Annotated in this window: 19 protein-coding genes; 7 read left to right on the plus strand and 12 right to left on the minus strand. The window is 72.1% G+C overall.

Going from position 1 to position 22,501, the window contains the following annotated elements; genetic code table 11:
* Positions 1-345: 345 nt before the first annotated feature.
* From WME75_RS09485 to WME75_RS09495, 3 genes are all read right to left on the minus strand, one after another.
* On the minus strand, positions 346-1,932 hold the full coding sequence (locus tag WME75_RS09485) for a glycoside hydrolase family 30 protein (RefSeq protein WP_437488791.1): 1,587 nt from the start codon (positions 1,930-1,932) through the stop codon (positions 346-348).
* 236 nt (positions 1,933-2,168) lie between these two features.
* Positions 2,169-2,768 (minus strand): hypothetical protein, encoded by a 600-nt coding sequence (locus WME75_RS09490; RefSeq protein ID WP_437488794.1) that lies wholly within the window; start codon positions 2,766-2,768, stop codon positions 2,169-2,171.
* Positions 2,769-3,000: 232 nt separating this feature from the next.
* Positions 3,001-4,200 carry a linear amide C-N hydrolase gene (locus WME75_RS09495; protein WP_437488797.1) on the minus strand — a complete coding sequence of 400 codons (1,200 nt, stop codon included), beginning with the start codon at positions 4,198-4,200 and terminating at the stop codon, positions 3,001-3,003.
* A 356-nt stretch (positions 4,201-4,556) separates the two neighbouring features.
* Between WME75_RS09495 and WME75_RS09500 the strand changes: the two genes are divergently transcribed.
* Together WME75_RS09500 and WME75_RS09505 are read left to right on the plus strand one after the other, a co-directional pair.
* Complete coding sequence (locus WME75_RS09500; protein ID WP_437488799.1) at positions 4,557-4,943, plus strand: VOC family protein; 387 nt, start codon at positions 4,557-4,559, stop codon at positions 4,941-4,943.
* Positions 4,944-5,268: 325 nt separating this feature from the next.
* Positions 5,269-6,204: a hypothetical protein gene (locus tag WME75_RS09505; RefSeq protein ID WP_437488802.1), complete on the plus strand. Its 936-nt coding sequence runs from the start codon at positions 5,269-5,271 to the stop codon at positions 6,202-6,204.
* 44 nt (positions 6,205-6,248) lie between these two features.
* Here WME75_RS09505 and WME75_RS09510 read toward each other — a convergent pair whose 3' ends face one another.
* From WME75_RS09510 to WME75_RS09530, 5 genes are all read right to left on the minus strand, one after another.
* Entirely contained in the window at positions 6,249-7,391 is a 1,143-nt protein-coding gene (locus WME75_RS09510; RefSeq protein ID WP_437488805.1) for a hypothetical protein, read from the minus strand.
* Positions 7,388-8,392, minus strand: a complete 1,005-nt coding sequence (locus WME75_RS09515) for a hypothetical protein (protein ID WP_437488807.1) — start codon at positions 8,390-8,392, stop codon at positions 7,388-7,390. The genes WME75_RS09510 and WME75_RS09515 overlap by 4 nt, the downstream gene beginning before the upstream one ends.
* 131 nt (positions 8,393-8,523) lie before the next feature.
* The gene (locus WME75_RS09520) at positions 8,524-10,143 is read right to left on the minus strand and encodes a protein kinase domain-containing protein (protein ID WP_437488810.1); all 1,620 of its coding nucleotides are present in this window, start codon (positions 10,141-10,143) and stop codon (positions 8,524-8,526) included.
* Between the two features lie 303 nt (positions 10,144-10,446).
* The gene (locus tag WME75_RS09525) at positions 10,447-11,715 is read right to left on the minus strand and encodes a glycosyltransferase (protein WP_437488813.1); all 1,269 of its coding nucleotides are present in this window, start codon (positions 11,713-11,715) and stop codon (positions 10,447-10,449) included.
* A gap of 16 nt (positions 11,716-11,731) precedes the next feature.
* A complete protein-coding gene (locus WME75_RS09530; RefSeq protein WP_437488816.1) occupies positions 11,732-12,526 on the minus strand; it encodes an OmpA family protein in 795 nt (264 codons plus the stop codon).
* A 272-nt stretch (positions 12,527-12,798) separates the two neighbouring features.
* Here WME75_RS09530 and WME75_RS09535 point away from each other — a divergent pair, with 272 nt between their 5' ends.
* Positions 12,799-14,211, plus strand: a complete 1,413-nt coding sequence (locus WME75_RS09535) for an L-serine ammonia-lyase (RefSeq protein ID WP_437488819.1) — start codon at positions 12,799-12,801, stop codon at positions 14,209-14,211.
* A 224-nt stretch (positions 14,212-14,435) separates the two neighbouring features.
* On the opposite strand, the gene WME75_RS09540 is transcribed toward WME75_RS09535, so the two are convergent.
* Positions 14,436-14,612 carry a hypothetical protein gene (locus tag WME75_RS09540; RefSeq protein WP_437488821.1) on the minus strand — a complete coding sequence of 59 codons (177 nt, stop codon included), beginning with the start codon at positions 14,610-14,612 and terminating at the stop codon, positions 14,436-14,438.
* A 357-nt stretch (positions 14,613-14,969) separates the two neighbouring features.
* Here WME75_RS09540 and WME75_RS09545 point away from each other — a divergent pair, with 357 nt between their 5' ends.
* The gene (locus WME75_RS09545; RefSeq protein ID WP_437488824.1) at positions 14,970-16,412 is read left to right on the plus strand and encodes a sigma 54-interacting transcriptional regulator; all 1,443 of its coding nucleotides are present in this window, start codon (positions 14,970-14,972) and stop codon (positions 16,410-16,412) included.
* Positions 16,393-18,291 (plus strand): protein kinase domain-containing protein, encoded by a 1,899-nt coding sequence (locus tag WME75_RS09550; protein ID WP_437488827.1) that lies wholly within the window; start codon positions 16,393-16,395, stop codon positions 18,289-18,291. Before WME75_RS09545 ends, WME75_RS09550 begins: the two co-directional genes overlap by 20 nt.
* Before the next feature lie 10 nt (positions 18,292-18,301).
* Here the strand turns inward: WME75_RS09550 and WME75_RS09555 are convergent, their stop codons facing one another.
* Genes WME75_RS09555 through WME75_RS09565 form a run of 3 tightly spaced genes read right to left on the minus strand, consistent with a single transcriptional unit; the run spans position 18,302 to position 20,696 of the window.
* Positions 18,302-19,411, minus strand: coding sequence for an Ig-like domain-containing protein (locus WME75_RS09555; protein WP_437488830.1), 1,110 nt, complete (start codon positions 19,409-19,411; stop codon positions 18,302-18,304).
* Positions 19,408-20,052: a hypothetical protein gene (locus WME75_RS09560; RefSeq protein WP_437488833.1), complete on the minus strand. Its 645-nt coding sequence runs from the start codon at positions 20,050-20,052 to the stop codon at positions 19,408-19,410. Before WME75_RS09560 ends, WME75_RS09555 begins: the two co-directional genes overlap by 4 nt.
* On the minus strand, positions 20,025-20,696 hold the full coding sequence (locus WME75_RS09565) for a hypothetical protein (RefSeq protein ID WP_437488836.1): 672 nt from the start codon (positions 20,694-20,696) through the stop codon (positions 20,025-20,027). Before WME75_RS09565 ends, WME75_RS09560 begins: the two co-directional genes overlap by 28 nt.
* A 403-nt stretch (positions 20,697-21,099) precedes the next feature.
* Here WME75_RS09565 and WME75_RS09570 point away from each other — a divergent pair, with 403 nt between their 5' ends.
* Together WME75_RS09570 and WME75_RS09575 are read left to right on the plus strand one after the other, a co-directional pair.
* Complete coding sequence (locus tag WME75_RS09570) at positions 21,100-21,495, plus strand: rhodanese-like domain-containing protein (RefSeq protein WP_437488838.1); 396 nt, start codon at positions 21,100-21,102, stop codon at positions 21,493-21,495.
* On the plus strand, positions 21,492-22,391 hold the full coding sequence (locus WME75_RS09575) for a LysR substrate-binding domain-containing protein (protein WP_437488841.1): 900 nt from the start codon (positions 21,492-21,494) through the stop codon (positions 22,389-22,391). Before WME75_RS09570 ends, WME75_RS09575 begins: the two co-directional genes overlap by 4 nt.
* Positions 22,392-22,501 lie beyond the last annotated feature (110 nt).

Consider the following 22,501-nt stretch of genomic DNA (forward strand, 5'->3'; position numbering starts at 1 on the left):
AGTCGAGCACCCAACGGCGCACATCGTGATCCGCGACGTCACGGGCTTGGGCGGCCGGCGGGAGCGAGGCGCCGGCGGTGCAGGACGCCGTCCAGCCCCACTACGCGGCCGGGCGCAGCAAGCACTCTCGCTGTTGCCCGAGGCCAAAAACGAACGGCCGGCGATGACGTGGAGCGCCCACGTGACCGCGGGCACCCCGTGGATGAGCTGCGCGGGCCTCTCGGACACGAACGAGCACCACACCAGCTGAAATTGCGGCTCACATTGCGCATCGGCGCGCACGCGGGCGCCGCGCGAGGCGGTCATGCGCGCGAGGGGCCCGGGGCAGGTCCCTTCAGGGGAAACTCAAGGCATCGGGATCACGAAGGTGGTGATGGAAAAGGCCGGGACCGTGACCGCCAGGCGATAGTCCTCGATCGCCATGTCGGGAAGCCGCTCGAGGTCCTCCGTGCGCGAGGTGCGGTGCACCTCCGCCGCGCGGCCGACCGTGGGGAGCCGGGTGAGATCGAGCGTGTAGCCGCGGCTTGCGCTGCGATCGCCGTTGCGGACCACGAGCGTGAGAGAGCTGCCGTCGGCGCTGACCGCAGCCACCATGTCCTCGCTGTCGACGTCGACGATTGTCGCGCCGGGCCGGATGTAGCGACTGAAGCCGGCATGCATGTAAAAGCGCTTGATGGGGGTGTAGGACTGCTCGCTGTCGTTCAGCGTGAAGCTCGCCCAGCTGCGCGCCGGATCGCCCGACTGCCAATCCACCCAGGCCTCCGGCCTCAGCTCACGCAGATCCCGGATGATGCGCTCCGCCATGAACAGCGCCGCGTCCGTGTCGTCGTTCAGGCTCTGCCCGAGCGGCCCCGACTCCGATTGCCACAGCCGCTTGCCGAGCTCGGTCGCCAGCTGCCGGAGCTCCTCGCGCCGGCTGCCCGCGTAGGAGTGGACGTTGATCTGCTGGAGAGCGGCGAGCGTCCCCGAGCCGAACGCGCGGAGGTTCTGGACGGCATCATCCATGCTGTTTTCGTCCGATGCGCTGACCACCGTCTCGCCGAGGCCCTTGCTGGCGAGCTGCTTGGCGACCTCCTGGATGATCTTCTCCTGACTCGCCCGGTCGAAGTGGCAACCCTCCTGGGAGCCGTTCGATTTCCACCAGTTGGCGTAAGGCTCGTTCAGCGGCTCCAGCGTGCGAAAGGTGATCGCGTGCTCGTCCCTGTAGTGACGCACGACCTCCGTGAGGTAGTGGGCGAAGTCGTCGTAGTGGTCGGCCTTGAGGTTGTCTCCGCCGGTGCGACTGCCCGAGGCGCAGCCGCTGGTCGTCATCCAGTACGGAGGAGAATTGGAGAACGCCTCGAAGATCAGATCCTCTCCGCGCTCTGCGATGCGCAAGAGGACGGCGCGCTGGTTGGCATCGTTCTCCCACGTGAAGGTCCCGTCGGCGTCCTGGAACCCCGGCATCTCGCGATGCCGCTCCATGTGCTCGTGGGACGGATTCTCCCCTCCACCGATGTTGTAGCGGAAGATGTTGTAGCCGAGGCCACGCACCGGATCGACGACCGCTTCGACCACGGCATTGCGCTTGGCTTCCGCCCATCCGCCCACGTGATGGGCCCACCAGCACAAGCTCGTGCCCCAGCCCTCGAAAGATTGGTGAAGCACGTCCGTGTCGATCTTGACGAGCTCCGTGCCCGGATCGGCGGTCACCGTGGGGCGTGGCTCGGTCGGCGAGCCCCCGCCCTCGCCCTCGCCCCCGCTCCCGCCCAGCGCGCCGCCGCTCGACGTCGACGATCCGCCACCCGAGCCCGCGGTCGCGCCGCCTCCGCTCCCCCCCTGGCCACCGCTCCCCGCTGCCGTGGCGTCCACGGAAGGGCTCGGATCGCGCGGGGAGCACGACACGGCCACGGTGAGTGCGGCGAGCGACGCGACGAGCGCTTGAATTTTCAACCAGGTGCGTGCGGCTTCGGAGGGGGCTGTCTTGCGCATGACGACGTGATGCCACTTCAGGGAGGCGCGTGCGGGATCGCCGTGGCCTCAGGACTTTCTCATTAGCTGAGTCTCGTCGAACGGTCAGCGGCTTCTGCAGCCGAAAAGTGCCTTTGACAGAGAGCACATGGCGCTCGGGGCGCAAGATTGCAGCGGACCTTCACCGTTCGCCCGACCGACGAAATGGCCCGGAGAGGCTAGGATACCGAGGCGTCGGGGTTCACCACCACCTGGTACTGGCGTCCCGTGGACAGCACGCTCAAATCCATGCCCTCCTTGAGCGGTACGCGCGTCCGCGTGAGCTGGTGGCCGGGTAAGCAACATGCGAGGGTGAAGGCCGCGTCCCAGCGCAGCCGATCGAGCACCCTGTCCATGTGCACGTGGGCGTGGACGAACGTGACGAACACCGGCCTCGGGGGCAGGGCATTGAGCTGGTCCGCGACGTCGTCGATGCTGGCCTTGAGCCACGCCAGGCGCCGGACCCCGAAGCGATCGCGCCACGCCTCCACCAGGCCCACGTTGAGCAGCGGATCGACGCTGATGTTGTCCGCCTCGCTCTTCAGCGAAAAGAGGGCGCCGGTCCTCGCGTGGGCCCCGTCCCCGACGTGAATGACGCGACATGGGCGGCCTTTCGGCAGGAGGGGCCGAAGGTGGCAGAGGGCAGAGTAGCTCTCGGTCATTTCCTTGGCGGGCTTTGTCGCTTTTGCGAACAAGGGCCACAGCGCTTCGAAGGAGCTCCTTCGCATCAGCCGGTCCAGGTAGTCGCCGTTCGGGGGCTGCGCGTCGGTGCTGGCCATGGAGGCTGTCTATAGCAGAGCTGCCGCGATCCGCGCGGACCTCCCGTCGGAGGACCGAAGCCGCCGCGGGCCTTCCCGTGGCGAGCTGCAGCGAGCGGCCTCGGGGCCGTGCCTCCAGGAGCAGGCCGCTTGCCAGGCGGCCGTGCCGACGCAGAGGCCCAGGTCGGCGCCCCCCAGCGCCGCGCACCTCGGACGCGCTGCGATCCCTTCGCCCCCATGCCGGGAGCGTCGGTCAGGCGGGCTGGGAGAGCTGCTTCGTCACGTCCTCGTGCCAGTGGGCAGGGGCCGACGCGGACGCGAGCGCGATGGTGGGAAAGCCCGGAAACCTGGCGCCCGAGGACGCAGCCACCGCCGCTTTCACGTTGATGGATCGCATGATGCCGTTGAACGCGGTAGTAAAGTAGAGGTCCTGATGCGTGTGGTCGCGGACCAGCGACCACATCGTCCAGTCTCCAACGGCGAGCTGCGTGGACGGGCTCGCGGACGGCGCCAGCAGGGTCCCGTACGGCGTCGCCATGACCACCTGAACCAGCTGCATCGCGATGTTGACGACGGTCTGCACGGGATCGGAGCCGCCGGTGGCCCCGCCGGGAGCGGGCAGCCATCCCGAGCCGTCCGAGGGGAGGCGATGCATGCCCTTGACCCACGTCGCGGCGCGCACGAACCGCGAGGAGGACATGGGATCTCCCGGCATCCCCACGAGCCCGCTCCCCACCGGGGGGCCGCTGCTCACGACCGCGGTCTGCGCACCGACGGTGTCGAGGTGCGGGTAGAGCGCGAGGTTGGCGAGCTGCCAGGGATAGGGCGGCGCGTTCGTGAGGACGCCGTCGGAGCTGTCATAAACGTTCATGGCCCCGTCGACGAACTCGATGACGACGCTCGCGCCCGTCGCGTCCGTCACGATGTAATGGAGCGGCAGGTAGACGTCCTCGGCGGTCGGGCCGAGCGGAAGGCGGGGGCCGACGGGGAGAGGTCCGTCGGGGGTGGGGGGCCCCATCACGTTGATCCCGGCGGCCCCGGCCTGGAGCGTGGCCTTGAGATCCGACACCCGGGCGAAGCTCCCCACGATCCACGCCACGAAATCGGTGAACCACACGTTGTTGGACGGGCCCCCCGAGAGGGGATACGCCGTCCCCGGCAACCAGAGCGCCGCAGCAGACAGGCCCTCTTCGTTCAACCCGTCCAGGAAACAGGGGGCCTGAGCGAAGCCCTTCGGCTCCGGGCCGACGCCGACGAATCCGAACTTGTTGCTCCACTCGAGCGGATGTGGGACGGGAGGAGAGACCAGGGGGAAGCTCTGCCCGGGCGGGACCACGTAGATGTTCGTCCCCAGGGTGCCGGCGAGCTCCAGGCATCGAGCGCTCGCGTGCACCTTGCCCTGCGAGGCGTCACCAGGGACCTTGGGAACGGACAGCAAAAGATTCGTGCACATCTCGACCTCCTATGTGATGGTGAAACGACGGACGAGCCTTCTGGCTCACGGATCTGAGCGTCCTCACCTGCCTCGGTACCCGACAGACTGGAACGAGCTCGGCTTGCGATCTCCCGTCGGTGCTTCGTCGACCCGATCCTACCCGTTGTCGATCTCGATCTCGATCTCGATTTCGTTTACAAAATAAACGAGTCCTCGACCTGCAGATACCCCGGATCGAAGCGCTCGGATCGTGCGTTCCCGGACCCGCGCCGCCAGGACAAAAGGGCCACGCAGCGCGCAACGGCCTTCGCCGGGCCCGGCGAGGGGGAGGTCCGACGCCCTCGCGTCGCCTCCTCGCCGTGGTAAAGGAGCGCATGCACAAGAGCCGCCTGGCCGGGTTCATCATCGACTGCCGTACCGACGATCTCGACGGCGCCGCGAGCTTCTGGAGCGCGGCGCTCGGGATGCGATCGCGTGGCCGCGACGGCGAGGCCTACGTCCGCCTGGACGCCGCGGAGCGCGATCTCGTGGTCGAGGTGCAGGGCGTGAAGCACGGGAGCCGCGTGCACCTCGACATCGAGACCGACGACATCGAGGCCGAGGTGCGCCGCCTCGAGCGGCTCGGCGCCAAGCGGGTCACGCAGGCCGGGACGTGGTGGGTGCTCGACGCGCCGACCGGCCAGCGCTTCTGCGTGGTGAAGGCTCCTCGCCCGGACGCGCCCGGATTCTCCACATGGGACGACGAGGGGAACCCCCTGTAGAACGACCGCTACCTCGTTTCGAACGTCAACGGCAATCCGAACGACGGCGCCAAGGCGCAATGGCGCAAAGGCGCAGAACGACAGAGAGGGAGAGAATGAGCTGGCCAGGATCGCCGTCGACGCGGCGATCGAGGTGCATCGTGGCCTTGCCGCCTTGGCGTTGAATTCTGGTTTCGCGCTGCGGCAAGTCATTATGCTCTTGCTCGAACCATGCACCCACGGAGTCTGCAGAGGAGCCGGCGCCCGGGTCGTGCCCTCCTCTGGGCTGCCTGTTCCATGGTCCCGCTGGATGGCCCCGGTCCGGAAAAATCGATACCCTATCCGCATGCGCCAGCCTGCATCGTCCCTCGCCGCCCTCTCTCTCGTGCTCTCGCTCACCGCGCCGGCGCTCGCGGCGGAGACCGTCGCGGAAGGGCAGTGGGCGAAGTCCCATGGCTTCCGTCTCGGCATGGAGGCGGACGTGCTCACCCGCACCATCGAGGCGAACCTCCCCGGCCGGGAGACCGCGAGCGGCGACGGGACGAGCGGCGGCGTGGAGGGGAGCTCCTTCGTGGCGTCCTTCGCGGTGGTCGCCCAGATCCAGCTCGTCGCGGGGCTCCACCTCGACGCCGAGCTGCCTTTTGCGTACGGGAGCACCCAGGCGAGCGCGCCCGGCCCGGCGGAGCACGACGCGGCGACCGTCGCGCCGGAGCTCGCGGGGTTCTTCTTCGGCAATCCCTCGATAGGACTCCACTACTCCGCGAGCATTCTCCCCATGATGATGCTCATCGGCGGGCTCTCGGCCTCCATCCCCATCACGCAGGATCCGTCCGACGACACGAAGGCGGCCGCGGCGGCGGCGCTGGCCGTGCGGGGGTACTTCGACTCGCAGCGAGCGCTCCTGGAGCACGTCCCGCTGCGGGCCCGCGGCGGCATCGAGCTGCGCCCGATCGAGGCGTTCTATGTGCGGAGCGATCTCGTGACGATGCTGGCCATCCCGACGGACAGCGGCGACACGGAGCTCCTCATCGAGCAGAGCAACGAGGCGGAGCTGCGCAGCGTGGGCGGGTTCGGGGTCGGCGCGCGGCTCCAGGCCGCGTTCCCGCTCATGGAGACCGACAAGCTCCAGCTCGCGGCCGAGCCCTTCGTCGGGGTGGAGCCGCCCACGTCGGGCCTGTACTTCCGGGCCGGGCTGCTCGTGGCGCTGGACGAGCCGCTCGGGTTCGGTCTGGAGCAGGGCAAGCTCGCGACGGTCCGTGTCGCGCTGGGGGGCAGATTCTGAGTCTCCGCTGAGGCAGTCGTCGACGCGGCGATCGCCGCCGTCCGTCACTGGCAGGGGGCGTCGCCGACCGCCGCGGCGCACATGCTCGGATCCGCGAACGCGCGGCTGACATGGAGCAGCCGGCAGGCGAGCGTGTCGCCGTCGGCGCTCGCGACGGCGTAGCCGGAGTCGTGGCCCGCTCCCGACACCGCGCCGCACTCGCCCTCGCACACGGCCCGGTCCCCGCCGAACAGCTCGTAGAAGGCGTCATTGCAGGCCGCCTCGAGCAGCGTGCAGTACGACGCGCAGTTGCCCGTGGTCGTGGCGTCGCTGTCGGTCCCGCAATGGCCGTCGCCGCCCGGGCCAGCGTGCCCGCAGTGGGTGTCCGGAGCCAGCATGGCGCTGTAGGCGTGGTACTGGCGGCAGCCCACGGTGTTCTCGGTCCGGTGCTCCGTGCCGCCGGGCGGGAGCGCCGCACAGACGGCGAGGCACTGCTCGGTGGACTCGTAGACGGCCAGGTCGCCCTCGCACGAGATCATGACGACCTGGCAGTAGCCCTCGCAGGTCGGCTCCGTCCCTGCCGGCTCGGCGCACGGCTCCACCGGCATCAGGCTCGCATGAACGCAGTGCTCGTCGGGGTCGACCGTCGCGGAGCTCACGTGCACGAGGCGGCACTGCAGCGTGTCGCCCTCGTGGTTCGCGATGACGTCAAACCCCTCGGCGTCCGGGAGCCCCGCGCACTTGGCGATGCACGCCTCGTGCGTGTCGAGCTCGGGCGAGCACGCCGCCGCCTGCAGCGTGCAGTAGCTCTCGCAGTTGCTCCCGCAGACCCCGTTGCCGCCCGGGCCCGCCGCCGGACAGTGCGCCGCGGGCTCGCCGGTGAGCCCCGCCAGACCCGCCTGGCGGGCGCGGCAGGCGAGCGTGTTGTCCACCGGCTCCAGGGGATCGCCCGGCGGGAGCGCCGCGCACACGCCGTGGCAGGTGTCCAGCGTGGAGTAGGCCTGATGCTCGCCCGTGCAGTTCGCCATCACGTCGGCGCAGTACGACGCGCACGCCTCGCTCACGGGGGCAGGCTCCACCTGGTCCTCCGGTGGAACGTAGGTGCGGTCCTCGATGCCGGCGATGGCGTGGCAGCCGAGCCAGCCGAAGAGCGCCGGCGGGGTGAGCAGGACGAGCGACAGGACCCCGGTCGTGAAGGTGCGCCTCATTCGAAGGTCCCTCCGACGCGCAGCCCGACGTTGCGCGCGTCCACGATCGGCCCCACCTGAACGCGCGACGACCGCGTCGGCGCCACGACGAACGCCAGCACGGCGCCGCCGACGACCGCGGCCGCCCCGAGCCCGAACGCGATGTTCGAGACGGTGGCGGCGCCGCTGGCCTCCTCGGTCAGCGTGACGCCGCGCGGATCCTCGCACGTGCTGCCGCCCTTGCAGTAGTCCTCCGCGTCGCCGTTCTTCGAGATGGCCTTCACGCCGAAGAACGTCCCGACGCCGAGCCCGACGACGCCCGCGCCGCCCACGACGAGGCCGATCAGGCGCATCGTGTCGCCCGACGACCCCGCCGCCGGCGCCGGTGCCGCCGGCGCGCCGCGCGCGGGCGCCGGCGCAGGGCCACTCGCCTCGCTGGGCGGCGGCTCGATCGGGGTGGGCGGCGGTCCCTCGACCCGCTTGAGCGGCGGCACATCGACGTTCGCCGCGGCCTTGTTGCTCCCCAGCTTCACGGTCGTCGTCCAGGCCTCATGCCCCGGCGCGCTCGCCTCGATCGTGATCTCGCCCGGATCCACCGGGATCGCGATGCCGAAGACCGCCTGTTCGACGGGCTTTCCGGAGGAGCGCACCGAGAACCCCTGGATTGACGTGTTCTCCGGCGCGACGCTGATGCTCAGCTTGGACAGGCTCGGCTCCAGCCGGGCCGCCCTCGCCTGCGCCTTGCGGGCGCGATCGGCCTGCCCTGCGGCCTTCGACTCCGACGTGGCCTGGCGGAACGTGGCCCAGGCGCTCGCCGTGCGGCCTGTGTTCTCGTAGCACTCGGCCAGGTAGAGGAGCGTGCCGATCCCCGGGTCGATGCGGTGGCTCTGCTCCAGCCTCGGGCACGCCTCCGCGCTGCGGCCCTCCTTCATCAGATCGAGCGCCGCGTCGAAGAGCGCCTCCGCCGTCGCCTTCTCGGAGGCGCTCGGCTCCGCCCGCGCGGGGAGCGCCCCGGAGAACAACGCCGCGCACAGACCCAGGCAGGCGGGGAGTGCGATGCTTCGCTGATGCCATCTCATTCGTCCTGTACTCTCCTCCAAGCTGTCCGTGACAGGGCCCGAGGGCGGCTGTCCGGTGGACGCGGGCGCCGCGCTCAGCGCCGCCCGCCGAAGTCGCTGATCTCGTTGCTCCGACGCGGCTCCGGGCGCGCTCCCGGGTCTGGCTTCGGGCGCTCGGCGGGCCGGGTCACGGCGCTCGCCGGCGGGGCGGCGGCAGGCGCAGGCGCGCTGGAGGACGCCGCCGGCGGTGGCGCGGCCAGGCCGCCGCTGGCAGGCGCGGGCGGCTCCGGCGCGGGGGGGGCCGCCTCGGGCGCGGCGGCGGGAGCGGCTTCGCGCGCTGGCTCCGGCCCTTCGCGCGCTGGCTCCGGCCCTTCGCGCGCTGGCTCCGGCCCTTCGCGCGCTGGCTCCGGCGCTTCGCGTGCCTGCTCCGGCGCTGCGGTCTCCGGCGGCAGCGTCGCCGCGGGCGCGGAGGCCTGTCCGTCGCCGGCTGGACCCCCGGAGCGCAGGAAGAGCACCGCGCCGAGCGAGATCGCGGCGCCGGCGGCGAGGGCGGCGACGGACGCGAGGGCCAGGCCGACGAACGCGCTCTTGCGCCCTGCTTGCGGCGGCTGGCCCGCCTGGCTCCACGAGCTCACCGTGGGACCCATCTCCACGGACGCCGCGTGCGACGGCGCGCCGTGCGGCACCGACAGGCGCGCCCCGGGCTGCGCGCCTCCGGTCAGCGCGCCGGGCGGGCCGAACGGCGCGCCGGGCGGGCCGAACGTCACGCCGGGCTGGCTGAGCCGCGGCAGCCCGGTGTCCGAGAGCCCGAGCACGCGGCGCGCGCGCTCGACGTGCACGTGGCCCCCGGGTGGACCGAACCCGAGGAGCGCATACGCCAGATCACCGACGTTCCTCCACCGGTGCTCGGGTTCCTTGGCAAGGCAGTGCATCACCACCGTATCCAGCTCGCGCGGGATGTCGGGGCGGAGCTGGGCCATCGTGGGGGGCACCTCGTGGAGCAGGGACGCGAAGAGCTGCGGCACGGAGTCGCCGTTGTAGGGAGTCCGCCCGGTCAGCATCTCGTACACGATGACGCCGAGAGCCCAGATGTCGGTGCGCGCGTCCACGTCCTTGGCACAGCGCACCTGCTCCGGGGACATGTAGAGCGGGGACCCGAGGAGGGACGCTGTCTTGGTCAGGGCCAGCTCGTCGCGCGAGCCGCCGAGCAGCGACTTGGAGATACCGAAGTCGAGGACCTTGAGGATCCGCCCGCCGTCGGGCCGGCGCGCGAGGAACAGGTTGGCCGGCTTGAGATCGCGGTGCACGATGCCCGCGGCGTGCGCCTCGGCCATGACCTCGATCGCCTGGAGGATGTACGCGACCGCCTCCACCACGGGCAGCGGACCTCGCCCGCGGATCTCCTCGGAGAGGTTGTTCCCGTCCAGGAACTCCATCACCATGTAGGGCATTCCGTCCTGCAGCGAGCCGACATCCAGGACGCGCGCCACGTGCTCGCTCTTGATCTTGGCCAGCGCGCGCGCCTCGCGCCGGAACCGCTCCGCCGGGTCGCCGCCCTCGACGCCGGGCGCGTGCAGGAACTTCATCGCGACGCGCTGATCGAGCTCCATGTGCCACGCGGCGACGATCGTGCCCATCGCGCCTGCTCCGACGACCTGCTCCACGCGGTATTTGCCCGCCAGCACATCACCTATCGCCACGGGAGCCGCCGCCATGGGCCCCAGGCTAGCCGAGATCCGGGGGAGCACATACTTCGGAGAGCCGCATCGGGCGCGCAGGACGTAAAATCCCTGTGAATTATTCCATCCAGGTGCGACTGTGTGCCCGGACACGCCGTGGGCGGCCGATGCTCGGTGTCCGGGCCGGCGAGGCGCTCACGGGCGCTCCAGCGCCCATCGCCGACTCCCTTGCGCTGCCGGGCCTCCGGGGGGCAAGCCGGGGGTGTCGGGGTCAGATAGGATGAAGAGACGCAGATGCGGTCGTGCTCGGCGAGCGCCTCGCCGAGCACGACGCGTACGTCACGCCCGCGCCGCGAGGTGCCGCTCGATGTGGCCGATCGCCGTCGCCACGCCGTCCTCGCCGCGGATCTTGCGGCCGAGCTCCTCGGCGCGCTGCTGCATGCCGGGGTCGGTCGCGGCGGCGTGGATCGCGGTCGCGAGCGACTCGGCGGTGAGGCGCGGCCGCGGGATGGCGCGCGGGCCGACGCCGAGCTCCTCGACGCGCCGCCCCCAGAAGAGCTGGTCCCCGAGGTGCGGGACGACCACCGAGGGCCGCCCGGCGCGCAGGCACGCGGCCACGGTGCCGGCGCCCCCGTGGATCACCGCGGCGGCCACGCGCGGATAGAGCCAGTCGTGCGGCACGGCGTCGATCCGCAGCATCGAGTCGGGCAGCGCTGTGTCGCCGAGCCCGGCCCAGCCCGAGAGCAGGACCGCGCGCCGGCCGCTCCGCACGACCGCGTCGACGAGGAGCCGGGTCGTGGCGCCGGGATCGTGGGACGTCATGCTGCCGAAGCCGAGGGCGACCGGCGGCTCGCCCGCCGCGAGGAACCGCTCGAGCGCCTCGGGCGGCCGGTACCCTCCGCCCTCGTCGAGGAACCAGTAGCCCGTCGTGTGGAAGCTCGGCGGCCAGTCCGGCGGGTGCGGGACGACGTGGGCGCTGTAGCCGTGGACGACAAGCATGCGGCGCAGCGCGGCCAGGTACCCCCGCCGGTCCTGCGGCGGCAGGCCGAGCTGCTTGCGCACGCGGTTTGTGACGCCGCCGTACCAGCGCCACACCGTCGGCTCGATCAGGAGCTTGCCGACGAGGAGGTTGAGCAGGCTGTCGCGGCGCGGGACGGGGGCGACGACCGCGGTCGGCCCGTGGCGCGTGGCCAGGATCGAGGGCTGGAGCGGCATGCTGATCTGCACCGCGCCGGACGCCTCGGCGATCGACGCCGCGTACGAGTCCGAGGTGAAGCTGCTCAGGATGAGCTCGGCGCCCTCGCAGGCGCGCAGGGCGTCCTCGGCCATCGCCGCGCCGAAGCGATCGATGATCTGCTGCAGGATCCGCGGCTGGGCCAGGGGATCGGTGCCGCGCGACACCCACGCCTTGCCGAGGTCGCTCTCCATGATGTCGATCGTGTCGACGCTGGCCGAGATCGCCTTGAGCCCGTGCGCCTCGATCCAGCCGTGGAAGCTCTTGCCGGCGAGGACGCGGACGGCGTGGCCGCGGGCGGAGAGCGCCTTGCCGAGCGCGATGGCGGGCTGGACGTCGCCCCGGGTCCCCACGGCGAGAACGGTGGTCTTCATCAGGAGCCCGCTCGCCTCAGAGCGCCTTCCAGGACGCCTCGCTCGACGGCAGCCGAGGCGGCTCGATCGACAGGATGTAGTCGACGCGGCGGTTGCGCGGCTCGTCCGTCTGGTCCGCTGTCTTCACGAGCGGCGCCGACTCGCCGAGCCCCTCGAAGGCCACCGGGACCTTCAGGCCGCGGCCCTTGAACCAGGCGGCGATCGCGCGGGCGCGCCGCCGCGACAGGGCGAGGTTGTGCTCCACGCTGCCCACCGTGTCCGTGTGGCCGGCGATGAACAGGGTGATCTTGCCGAGCTCGCTCGTCTTCGCGACGATCTCCGAGATCTTCTGGAGGCTCGCCTCCAGCTTGGGCACCTCGGGCGCCCGGAGGACGTCGGAGTTGGTCTCGAACTGCACCTCTTCGTGGGGGATGCTCACGTTCCATGGGATGATCGCGACCCCTGCCCAGTAGCCCTGGGTGTCGTGGCCGTACACCTCGATGCGCGCGACGGTCTCGTCGCTCGAGGGCGTCCAGGTCACGGCGAGCGGCGTGCCGGCGGCGGCCCCGCCGAACGGCTTCTCCTCCTCGGCGAGGACGGCGCCCGACTGGCCGACGACCTTGATGCGCACCTTGGCGGCGGCGCGCGACAGCTTGACCTCGATCTGGCGTCCCTTGAGGTCCACCTTGGACCGGTCGATCGTCACCTCCAGCGCCGGCGGCCTGGCCTGCGCGCCCTGTGCTGGCGAGGGCGCGGGGGCCGGGCCGTCGCCCCGCGCGGCGGCGGGGGCGAGCAGGGAGGCGGCGAGGAGCAGGGCCGGGACATGGCGCATGGGGGTCCCATCTCGGAGGGTGAGGGAAGTGAGGGAAGACGGGCCGAGTATACCACCGGGACGGGGGCGCCACGCCGGCGGGTGTCGGGCGCGCCGGGCGTTTTCTCCCGGAGCTCCTCGGGCGCGCCGGCCTGCGCCCGCTCGCCGTCGCTGAGTTCCGTGTGCTGCCCTGCGCCGCGCTGGCGCGACAGTGGCGGTGACCGTCGCCATCCCGTAGTGTCCGCGGGCGTCGACAGGCCCTCCGGCGAGGGCTCTCCGGCGTTCCAGCATCCATGGCAGTCACCATTTTCGACCTCTTCAAGATCGGCATCGGGCCGAGCAGCTCGCACACGGTCGGGCCGATGCGCGCGGCGCGCATGTTCGCGGTGGATCTCGATGCGTCGGGGCTGCTCGCCCGCACCGCGGCGGTCCGGGTGGAGCTGTTCGGCTCGCTCGGCGCCACGGGCCGCGGCCACGGCAGCGACAAGGCCGTGATCCTCGGGCTCATGGGCGAGACGCCGGACGGCGTGGATGTCGAGCGCGCGGGCGAGATCGTCGAGGGCGTGCGGCAGAGCGGCCGGCTGTCGCTGCTCGCCCGGCACGAGATCGGCTTCGAGGTGAAGGGGCATCTGGCCTTCCTGCACCGCAGCTTGCCATTTCATCCGAACGGCATGCGCTTCACGGCGCTGGACCCGGGCGGCGAACCGCTGCGCGCGCGCGTGTATTACTCGGTGGGCGGCGGCTTCGTGGTGAACGAGGCCGCGGCGAAGGGGGAGAGTCCGATCGAGCAGGACGCGACGCCGCTCCCGTATCCGTTTCACAGCGCCGCGGAGCTGCTCGCGGCGTGCGCGGCGGGCGGCCTGTCGATCAGCCAGATCATGCTGGAGAACGAGAAGGTCTTCCGTCCCGAGGCGGAGATCCGGGCGGGGCTCCTGCGGATCTGGGGGGTGATGCAGGAGTGCGTGCGGCGCGGCTTCCGGACAGAGGGCGTGTTGCCGGGCGGCCTCAAGGTGACGCGCCGCGCGCCGGCCCTGTATCGCAAGCTCATCGAGAGCCCCGAGGCGGGCCTGCGGGATCCGCTGACGGCGATGGACTGGGTGAGCCTCTACGCCCTCGCGGTGAGCGAGGAGAACGCCGCCGGGGGCCGCGTCGTGACGGCGCCGACCAACGGCGCGGCGGGGATCATCCCGGCGGTCCTGCACTATTACCGGCGCTTCGTGCCGACGTCGACGGACGAGGGGGTCGTCCGGTTCCTGCTGACGGCGGGCGCGATTGGCCTTCTCTACAAGGAGAACGCGTCGATCAGCGGCGCGGAGGTGGGGTGTCAGGGCGAGGTGGGCTCCGCGTGCTCGATGGCCGCGGGCGCGCTGGCCGAGGGGCTGGGCGGCACGCCGGCGCAGGCGGAGAACGCGGCCGAGATCGCGATGGAGCACAACCTCGGGCTCACGTGCGATCCGGTGGGCGGGCTCGTCCAGGTGCCGTGCATCGAGCGCAACGCGATGGCCGCGATCAAGGCGATCAGCGCCGCGCGCCTGGCGCTGCACGGCGACGGCGCGCACTTCGTGAGCCTCGACAAGGTGATCAAGACGATGCGCGACACGGGCGCGGACATGGAGTCGAAGTACAAGGAGACGTCGCGCGGCGGCCTCGCGGTGAACGTGGTCGAGGTCCCGCTGGAGGTCGGGGTCCACCTGCCGGAGTGCTAGCTCCGCGCGTCAGAAACCCCGCCAGGATTTCTGCGGCAGCGAGAAGGGACCGGGAGAAAGCTCAGCGAATTCGATAGCTTCCGTCTGATTTTCCGCCGAGCGGGGCTCGGGCGTGGCCGTGCGCCGGCTCGCGGCGTCCGCCGGCGAGGGACCCGCGGCGCCCGCCGGGATAGACATCGGCCTGCAGCGGCAAAGGGACGGCAGCCGGGCGCGCGGGCTCCGGATCAGAGAGCGCGCGGTACGGCGGGTTGCACGTCGAGCTCGATCGACGGGTGGGAGAACCCCTTATCGTCCTTCGCGCGCACGATGATCTTCTTTCCTGGAGTCGTCGGTAGCCCATTCAGTTTGAACTTGTAAGTACCACTGAGGTTCAGGACCCACTGGCCGTCTTTCTTGGACACACCTCCCTGCGGCGCCTCGATCTCCTTCTCGATCGACGCGATCTCGATCTCGATCTGAGCGCGGCGTGCACGGGCGCGCGACCCTTGAGCTGGGACGAGCCTCCACGTGTGCCCGGCGTCTCGCCGTGCGAGCAGGCTGCGGGTGCCGCGTTGGGCCGGAGCGTAGGGAACGCGACAGCTTTCTGCGTGTCAATAGATCGGCGCTCGGCCCGGCGCGATGGCGCGTGGGAGCGGCTCTTGGTATGGCCGACGAGCTCGCGCAAGACCCGCGCGCCCTCCGGCTGAGTGGTTCGGCTTTTCTAGCCCTACTTTCGCAAGGCGCGTCCCACGACGCTCAGGAAGGCGCTTGCTTTGCAGATGCTGCACTTTCTCGTCGTCTACGGGCCTCGCCAGGCACGACGATCGAGCGCCGATGGGCCTGTGGTACGCTACGGTCAGGCCCTTGTGTCGAAGCGCAGCGTACAACCGGAGGCCCGCGGCACCCGCGTGATCGAGGTGGCAGGCGGTCCGCGGCTCGTCGTCCCCCGCGGCCGCCTCACGGCCGTGGACGGGCCGAGCGCGGGCCACACGATCGCCGTCGAGGCTGCGCCGGTGGTCGTCGGCGCGGGCGATGACGTCGATCTCACGCTCGCGGATCCTGCGGTGAGCGCGCGCCACCTCGAGATCGCTGCCACGCCCCTCGGCTTCCGCTTGCGCGATCTCGGGAGCACGAACGGGACGTTCGTCGACGGCCGGCGCACCGGCGAAGTCTGGCTCGGCGAGGCCACGGAGATCCGCGCCGGAGAGACGCGCCTCTCCTTCACCCTCGAGGAGGGGGCGCGGGAGCTCCCGCTCTCGCGTGCCATGAACTTCGGCGATCTCCTCGGCCACAGCCCGCCGATGCGCGCCGCCTTCGCGATCCTCGAGGGCGCGGCCCGCAGCGACGCGACGGTGCTCGTGCTCGGCGATTCGGGCACGGGCAAGGAGCTCGCCGCGCGCGCCATCCACGAGCGTTCTCCGCGGCGCGATGGGCCGTTCGTGATCCTCGACTGCGGCGCGGCCAGCCCGACGCTGCTGGAGGCGCAGCTCTTCGGCCACGCGCGCGGGGCGTTCACCGGCGCCACCGAGGCCCGTGAGGGCCTCTTCGAGGCGGCGCACGGCGGCACGCTCGTCCTCGACGAGATCGGCGAGCTCCCGCTCGAGCTCCAGCCGAAGCTGCTCCGCGCGCTCGAGGCGCGCACCGTCTGCCGCCTCGGCGAGCCGAGGCCGCGGCACATCGACGTCCGGTACATCGCCTGCACGCACCGGCTCCTCGAGGCCGAGGTCCGCGCCGGGCGCTTCCGGCAAGATCTCTATTTCCGGCTCTCTGTCGTGACGGTCCGCCTCCCGCCGCTTCGAGAGCGAAAGGAAGAGATCCCGCGGCTCGTCAGCCACTTCCTCGGCAAGCTCGCGCCGGGCGCCCCGATCGATCTGCCCAGGTCCATGCTCGAGCTGCTCGCGAGCCACACATGGCCGGGCAACGTGCGCGAGCTGCGCAACGTCGTCGAGCGGTTCCTGACGCTCCCAGGGGTCCCGGCGGCGTCGTTGCTCGGCACCTCGAGCGGGGCTCCGGGCGGCGCCGAGCTCGGCGGCCTGCCGATCCCCGTCGGCGAGCCGTTCCACGAGGCGAAGCGCACATGGACCGAGCGCTTCGAGCAAGCTTACCTCGAGCACCTCCTCGCGCGGGCGCAGGGCAATATCTCCGAGGCCGCGCGGCTCGCCGGGCTCTCCCGCCAGTCGTGCTATCGGCTGATGCAGAAGCATGGCCTCCGGGTCGAGTGAGCCGGCCGCCGAGGGCGACCTCCATGTCCCCGCCGCCCCCGGCTGGCTCATCGTGCGCCGCATCGCCGTGGGCGGGATGGCCGAGGTGTTCCTCGTGCGCGGCGAGCGGGCCTCCCGCGCGGTGCTGAAGCGGATGCTGCCTCAGCACCGGGGCGATCCCGAGCTCGTCCGCGCCTTCGTGCACGAGGCAGAGCTCGGGCGCGCGCTCGCGACGCCGGTCCATCCGGCCCTCGTCCGTACGCTGGAGTACGGCGAGGACGCGGCGGGTGGATGGATCGTCCTCGAGCACGTCGAAGGGGCAACGCTCGCCGAGATCCTCGCCGCCGCCCGCCGCGCCGGGGAGGCCGTGCCGCTCGGCGTCGCGCTGCATGTCACCGCGACGCTCCTCGACGTGCTCGCGTTCGTGCACGGCGCCACGGACGCGGCGGGCCGCCCGCTCGGGATCGTGCACCGCGACGTCACGCCGGAGAACCTCCTCGTCTCGCGCGATGGGGCCGTCAAGCTCGGCGACTTCGGCATCGCGCGCTCGCGCCTCCGGGACGCGCGCACGCGGACCGGTGTCATCAAGGGCAAGCTCGCGTATCTCGCGCCCGAGCAGGTGACCGGATCGAGCGTGGACGCGCGCGCGGATCTGTATGCCGCTGGGATCCTCCTCTGGGAGCTCGTGACCGGCCGGCCTTGGCTCGACGCAGCCGACGAGCTCTCGCTGCTGCGCGCAGCGGAAAATCCGCCGCGCCGGTCGCCCTCGTCGCTCGGCGGCGACCCGCGCCTCGACCCTGTGCTCGCCCGCGCGCTGGCGCGCTTCCCCGAGGAACGATTCCCGACCGCCGCCGCCTTCCGCGGCGCGCTCGCCCCGCTGCTCGAGACCGAGCTCCGGGGCGACGAGCGGGCCTGGCTGGCCCGCGGCGCGCAGGCCCTTGCCCTGCCCGGACCGGCGCCCTGCGCGCCCGACCCTGCCCCGGCGCCGCCGCCGGAGCCGCCGCGCGCCGCGCCCTCCTCCGAGACGGGACAGCTCCGCGCCGGGAGCCCGCAGCCCGCCCGCGCGGCGTGGCCCGCCATCGCCGCGCTCGCCGCGACGCTGCTCGCCGGCGCGCTGGCCGGAGAGCGCATGCTGCGCGCAGGCGGAGCGGCGTCGCGTGCGATCCCGATGCGGGTCGCGCCGGTCGCGACGGCGGCGAGCGGAGGCACGGCCGCCGAGGTTCCGTCCGCGCCCGCGGCTGGGACCGCTCCGGTCGCCACGGCGGCGAGCGAAGGCAGCGTTGCCGGGGTCCCGTCGGCGCCCGCGGCCGGGGATGTCGGGGCGAAAGCGTCCTTTCCGAGCGCGTCATGGCCCCTCGGCGGCGTCCCACCGGCGGCCCGAGGGGCAGCAGCCGCCTCCGCGCCTTCCGGGGGCGCCTCCGCGCCGTCTGCCGCCGACGGTGGCTTGCCCGCCCGCGCTGAAGCCGGCGAAGCCCTCGCTGCGCCACCGGCCAGGCCGGAGGGCGCCCCGGTCGACGAGCGCGCGGCCGCGCTGCGCGCTCGGCTCGACGCCGCCCGCGCCTCGCTCGCGAAGCGCGGGATCGAGGCCGCGGACCTCCCGCCCGGCCTGCGCGCCTCCGCGGCGCGCGCCGAGGCTGCCCTCGCCGAGGGGGACGTCGCCGCGGCGGCCTCCGAGGTCGACACGTTCGTCGCGACCACCGCCGGGCTGCGGCTCGATCAGGAGATCCTGCGCCGAAAGCTCGATCGGGTGGGGGCCCTGCTCCGCGCCGCGCGCGCGCGCGGCGCCGACACGCGCGCCGCCGAGGGCCGCGCCGCGGCGGCGCTGCAGTCGTTCCTCGACAGGCGCTACGAGGCGACGAACGCCGAGCTCGACGCCCTCCTCGCGGAGCTCGCGCGATGAGGGTGCGCCGTCAGCGGCAGAGCCCGCTCGTGGCGTCGCAGCGGTGCTCCGGAGCGCACGGCGAGAAGAGCGCGTCGGCGCGACAGTCGTCGACGCACAGGGCGCGCAGCCGATCGCACACGCGCCCTCCCGGGCACGGCGCGGGGCAGTCTCTGGGGAGGCAGACCCCGCCGACGCACGCGGCGCCCAGGGGACACGCGTAGTCCGGCGCGCACAGGGGCTCGGTCGGCTCCGTCGGGGGCGGCTCGCAGGACAGGGAGAAGTCGCCGAGATACCCCTGCGCGCCCGCTTCTGCCGCGACCTGATCGAGCGGCTGCCCTGTCGGATCGCGTACCGCGCTGGCGATGGTGACGCGATACGCGAGCCTGTCGACCCCCACGAGCCTCGGCGTGGCGATGTTTGCGACGAGCCCTGACGGATCCATGGCCACCGAGATCGGCCCTGGATCTGGCGTGATCGTGACGGCGCCCGGCGCGCGCAGGCTCGCCTCGTCGATGGGGCGCGAGAAGGAGATGACGAGCGAAGGCACGGCACATCCGAGCGCGGCGCCTCCATCGTCGGGCAAGACGCGCTCGACGCGAGGCGGCCTCACCTCCGGCCGCAGGTTGAAGGGCACCGTCATCATCGGCGGCGGCGCCGCGAAGCGCGCCCCCATCAGCTCGCCGCGCGCGACGAAGCTGCCAGGCGCCGGGCTCGCCTGCAGGCCGAGCACCCGGATATTGAGCGAGACGTCGGGTAGACTGCCCTGCTCGATGCGGATGATCGGGAGCCGCTCCCGCTCGATCGAGAGGGTGAATACGAGCTCGAGCGCCGCATCCACGTCGGCGTTCTTCACCTGCACGCCGCCCCGCGACCGCTCCTCGCCCGGGGCGTAAAGGCCCTCCTCGGCGTCGACGACGAGCACGGCCTGCTGGACGTGCGCGAGGAGCTGCTCGGTCGTGTTCACGTTCGGATCGGGCACGAGCATCAGGTCGAGCGCGGGCGGCTCCGCGCACCCTGCCGCGCCGAGCGCGAGCCCGGCGGCGCCGAGCGCGAGCGTGCGCCGGAGGGCGGGAGAGGCTCCCCTCGCGGCGTCCTGCCCAGGCTCGCGCGCCGGAGGATCGCGCCGGCGCCGGCTCATGGCGGGGTGAGCACCACGTCGGGGTCGCCCTCGCCGCTGCTCAGCGCGACGCCGATCCCGGCCGCGGCGCCGGCCGTCGCCGCGGCGGCTACGCCGACCCAGAGCCACGGCTCCGCGTACCAGGCGCGGCGCGGCCCCGGCGGGAGGGGCGCCCAGGGCTTCGCGAGCCGCTCGCCCAGCCGCTCGAGCGCGGCGCGGAGCCGCGCCGGATCCGCGTCGTGCACGACCTCCTGCATGAGCTGCTCCCTCATCTGTGTCTCCACGTCGACGATCGCGCCGCGCACGAGCACGGTCGCGCCGAGCCCCGCGAGCTCGGTCCGGACGATCTTCGAGGCGCCGAGCGCGTGGGCCGTCTCCCGCACGCACGCGGCGTCGTCGGCGCAGCCGGGGCTGCGCGACAGCCGCGCCGAGAGCAGCGAGACCCGCGCGCCCCCGCGCCGCGCGAGCGCAGACGCCATCGCGCTGTCGCCGTCGACGCCCTCGACGCTCGCCTCGGTGGCCCATGCGGTGGGCATGAGCGCGACGTGGACGCCGGGCCGCGGCGTGCGGGGCGCCTCACCGGTCGCCCCGGCGCACCCCGCGACGAGCGCTGGAGCGCCGGCGAGCAGCGCGATCAGCGCGAGCTCACGTCCGGAGGGCACGCCGGGAAAACCCAGCCGCAGGAGTCCCCGTCCGTCGGCGTGCATGCAGGGTAGATGCGGGTTCCGTCCGGGCATGTCCAGTATTCCGCGGGCGGCGGCTCACCACACGCGTCGACGTCGCAGACGCCGCTCCCGTCCGGAGGGCACGCCGGGAAAACCCAGACCCAGCCGCAGGAGTCCCCGTCCGTCGGCGTGCATGCAGGGTAGATGTGGGTTCCGTCCGGGCATGTCCAGTATTCCTGGGGCGGCGGCTCACCACACGTGTCGACGTCGCAGACGCCGCTCCCGTCCGGAGTGCACGCCGGGAAAACCCAGCCGCAGGAGTCCCCGTCCGTCGGCGTGCATGCAGGGTAGATGCGGATTCCGTCCGGGCATGTCCAGTATTCCGCGGGCGGCGGCTCACCACACGCGTCGACATCGCACGTGAGGGCGCCGTCCGCGCACCTGACGAACGCGGTGTCCGAGCCCGCGCGGTAGAGCGGAGCGCAGTCTTCGCGCAGGAGACAGGCGGCTTCGTCGAGCCCATCGCACGCGATCGGCGATGGGCCTGTGCCTGTCGCGGAGCCGCCGCTGACAGAGGTGCAGTTCACCATCGCAGCGAGCGCGGTGAGCGCGAGGAAGGTGGTGGCGAGTCGATTTCTCATGATCGTGTTCTCCTGGTACTTTCAGGGTTGCCGGTCCCTGTACTCTGTACTCTGTACTCTGTACCCTGTAGCAATGGCCATTCCACCCCTTCCCGCGCGCATTCCTCGGGCGATCGCGCCGCTGGATCCGGCGCCGATCGTCACGCGTGGTTGACACCTGTCCACCGCCCGTGACAGGGGCCCGTTGCGGCGTGCGCGAACAGGGGCTCCCGGACGGGCCATGTCTACTTCTCCACCATGGATGGCAACTGCACTTGTGTCGGGATCGGGCTCGACCCCGGTCAAGTCACGGTCTCGGAGGCCACGCTCTCTCCTGGAGAGCGAACGAAGCCGCCTTCGGCGGCAGCTTCCTTCGCCCGCGTAGACCGGGTAGGCTGCCGTAGCTGGCCGCGCGTAGGCGGCGATGCCCAGCCGACCCTCTTCCCATGCCGGCGGGGAGGGGGCGCTGGACGAGCCACGTGGTGGGTCCTTGGGTGTCGACGGCTTCCGCAAACCAAGCAGGGGCTGGTGCTCGACGCGCGCGACCCCGAGGCGTTCGCGTCGGGCCACCTGCCCGGCTCGCCTCGATGAGCACTTCGAGAAGATCCAGCCCGCGCTGCCGCGTCATGGCCGCATCGAGCTCGTCTGTAGCGTCGGGCACCGCGCTGGCCTCGCGACGAGCATTCTCCGTCGCCGCGGCTTCAGCGATGTCGTCAACGTCCTCGGCGGAATGACGGCGTGGGAGAAGCTCGACTTGCCAAAGAAGAAGGGCCCCGAACGCACGGTGACCACCGTGGACATCGAAGGAGCGCGACGATGAGCACGCAGGGAGGCACGCGCTGGGCACCGGAGATTGCCGGGATCGGAGCGCTGGAGACGTTCGCGATGGGAACCGCGAAGCGGCCGCTCGGCGTGACGTCCGCGTTCGAGACGGTGGCGACCGGCCTGGCGCGCGGGTTCGCGCCGCTCTTCGTGCGGAGCGGTCGCGGGCTCGCGCTGGCGGGCCGCGGCGAACGGCTGCGCGCGTCGCTGAAGCCGCACCTCGGCGCCCTGATCGAGGCCGCGCTGGCGCCCGCGACCTTCGAGCCGAAGACGTGCGAGCGCACCCTCCGCCTCGGGCTCTCGGACACGGCCGAGGTGTGGCTGCTCCCGCCGCTCTTGCGCGTGCTCGAGCGCGAGGCGCCACGCACGCGCGTCGTCGCCGTGCCCGTGCAGCTCCGCACCGTGGGCGCGGCGCTCGCGGGCGGCGTCGACGCGGCGATCACGGTCGCCGACGATCTACCTTCGAACGTCTGCCGGCTGCGGCTCTTGAAGGCCGGCTACACCTGCCTGTACGATCCGCGACACGCGCGCCTTCGCAAGCTGACGGAGGCCCAGTACTTCGCGCACGATCACGTCATCGTCTCGTACAACGGGGACCTGCGCGGCTTCGTGGAGGATCTGTTCGGCAAGACGCGGAGGATCCGGTGCTCCGTCGCGACCTTCTCCAGCCTGGGCGCGCTGATCGACGGCACCGCGATGCTGGCGACCGTGCCCGAGATCGTCGCCGCCGACATCCGCGCCGTCAAGCCGCACCTTCGGACCAAGCCCCTGCCGTTCGAGGTCCAGCCCGGGTACATGGAGCTGCTCTGGCCCGCCGCCACGGACGACGACGAGGCGTACAGGTCTGCGCGGGAGAAGATCGTCCAGGTCGCGCGGCCGCTGAGCAAGGGATGACCGGCCTGCCAGCCGTTGCCGCCGGCAGACTGGCTCGTGTAGTATTTGACAATGCGAGCGGTGCTCTCGAACTGCCTCTTGGTTGTCTTTGTGGTGCTCTCCAGCACCGG

The organism is Sorangium sp. So ce1014 (assembly GCF_051521505.1).
In the GTDB taxonomy this organism is placed as follows: Bacteria; Myxococcota_A; Polyangia; order Polyangiales; family Polyangiaceae; genus Sorangium.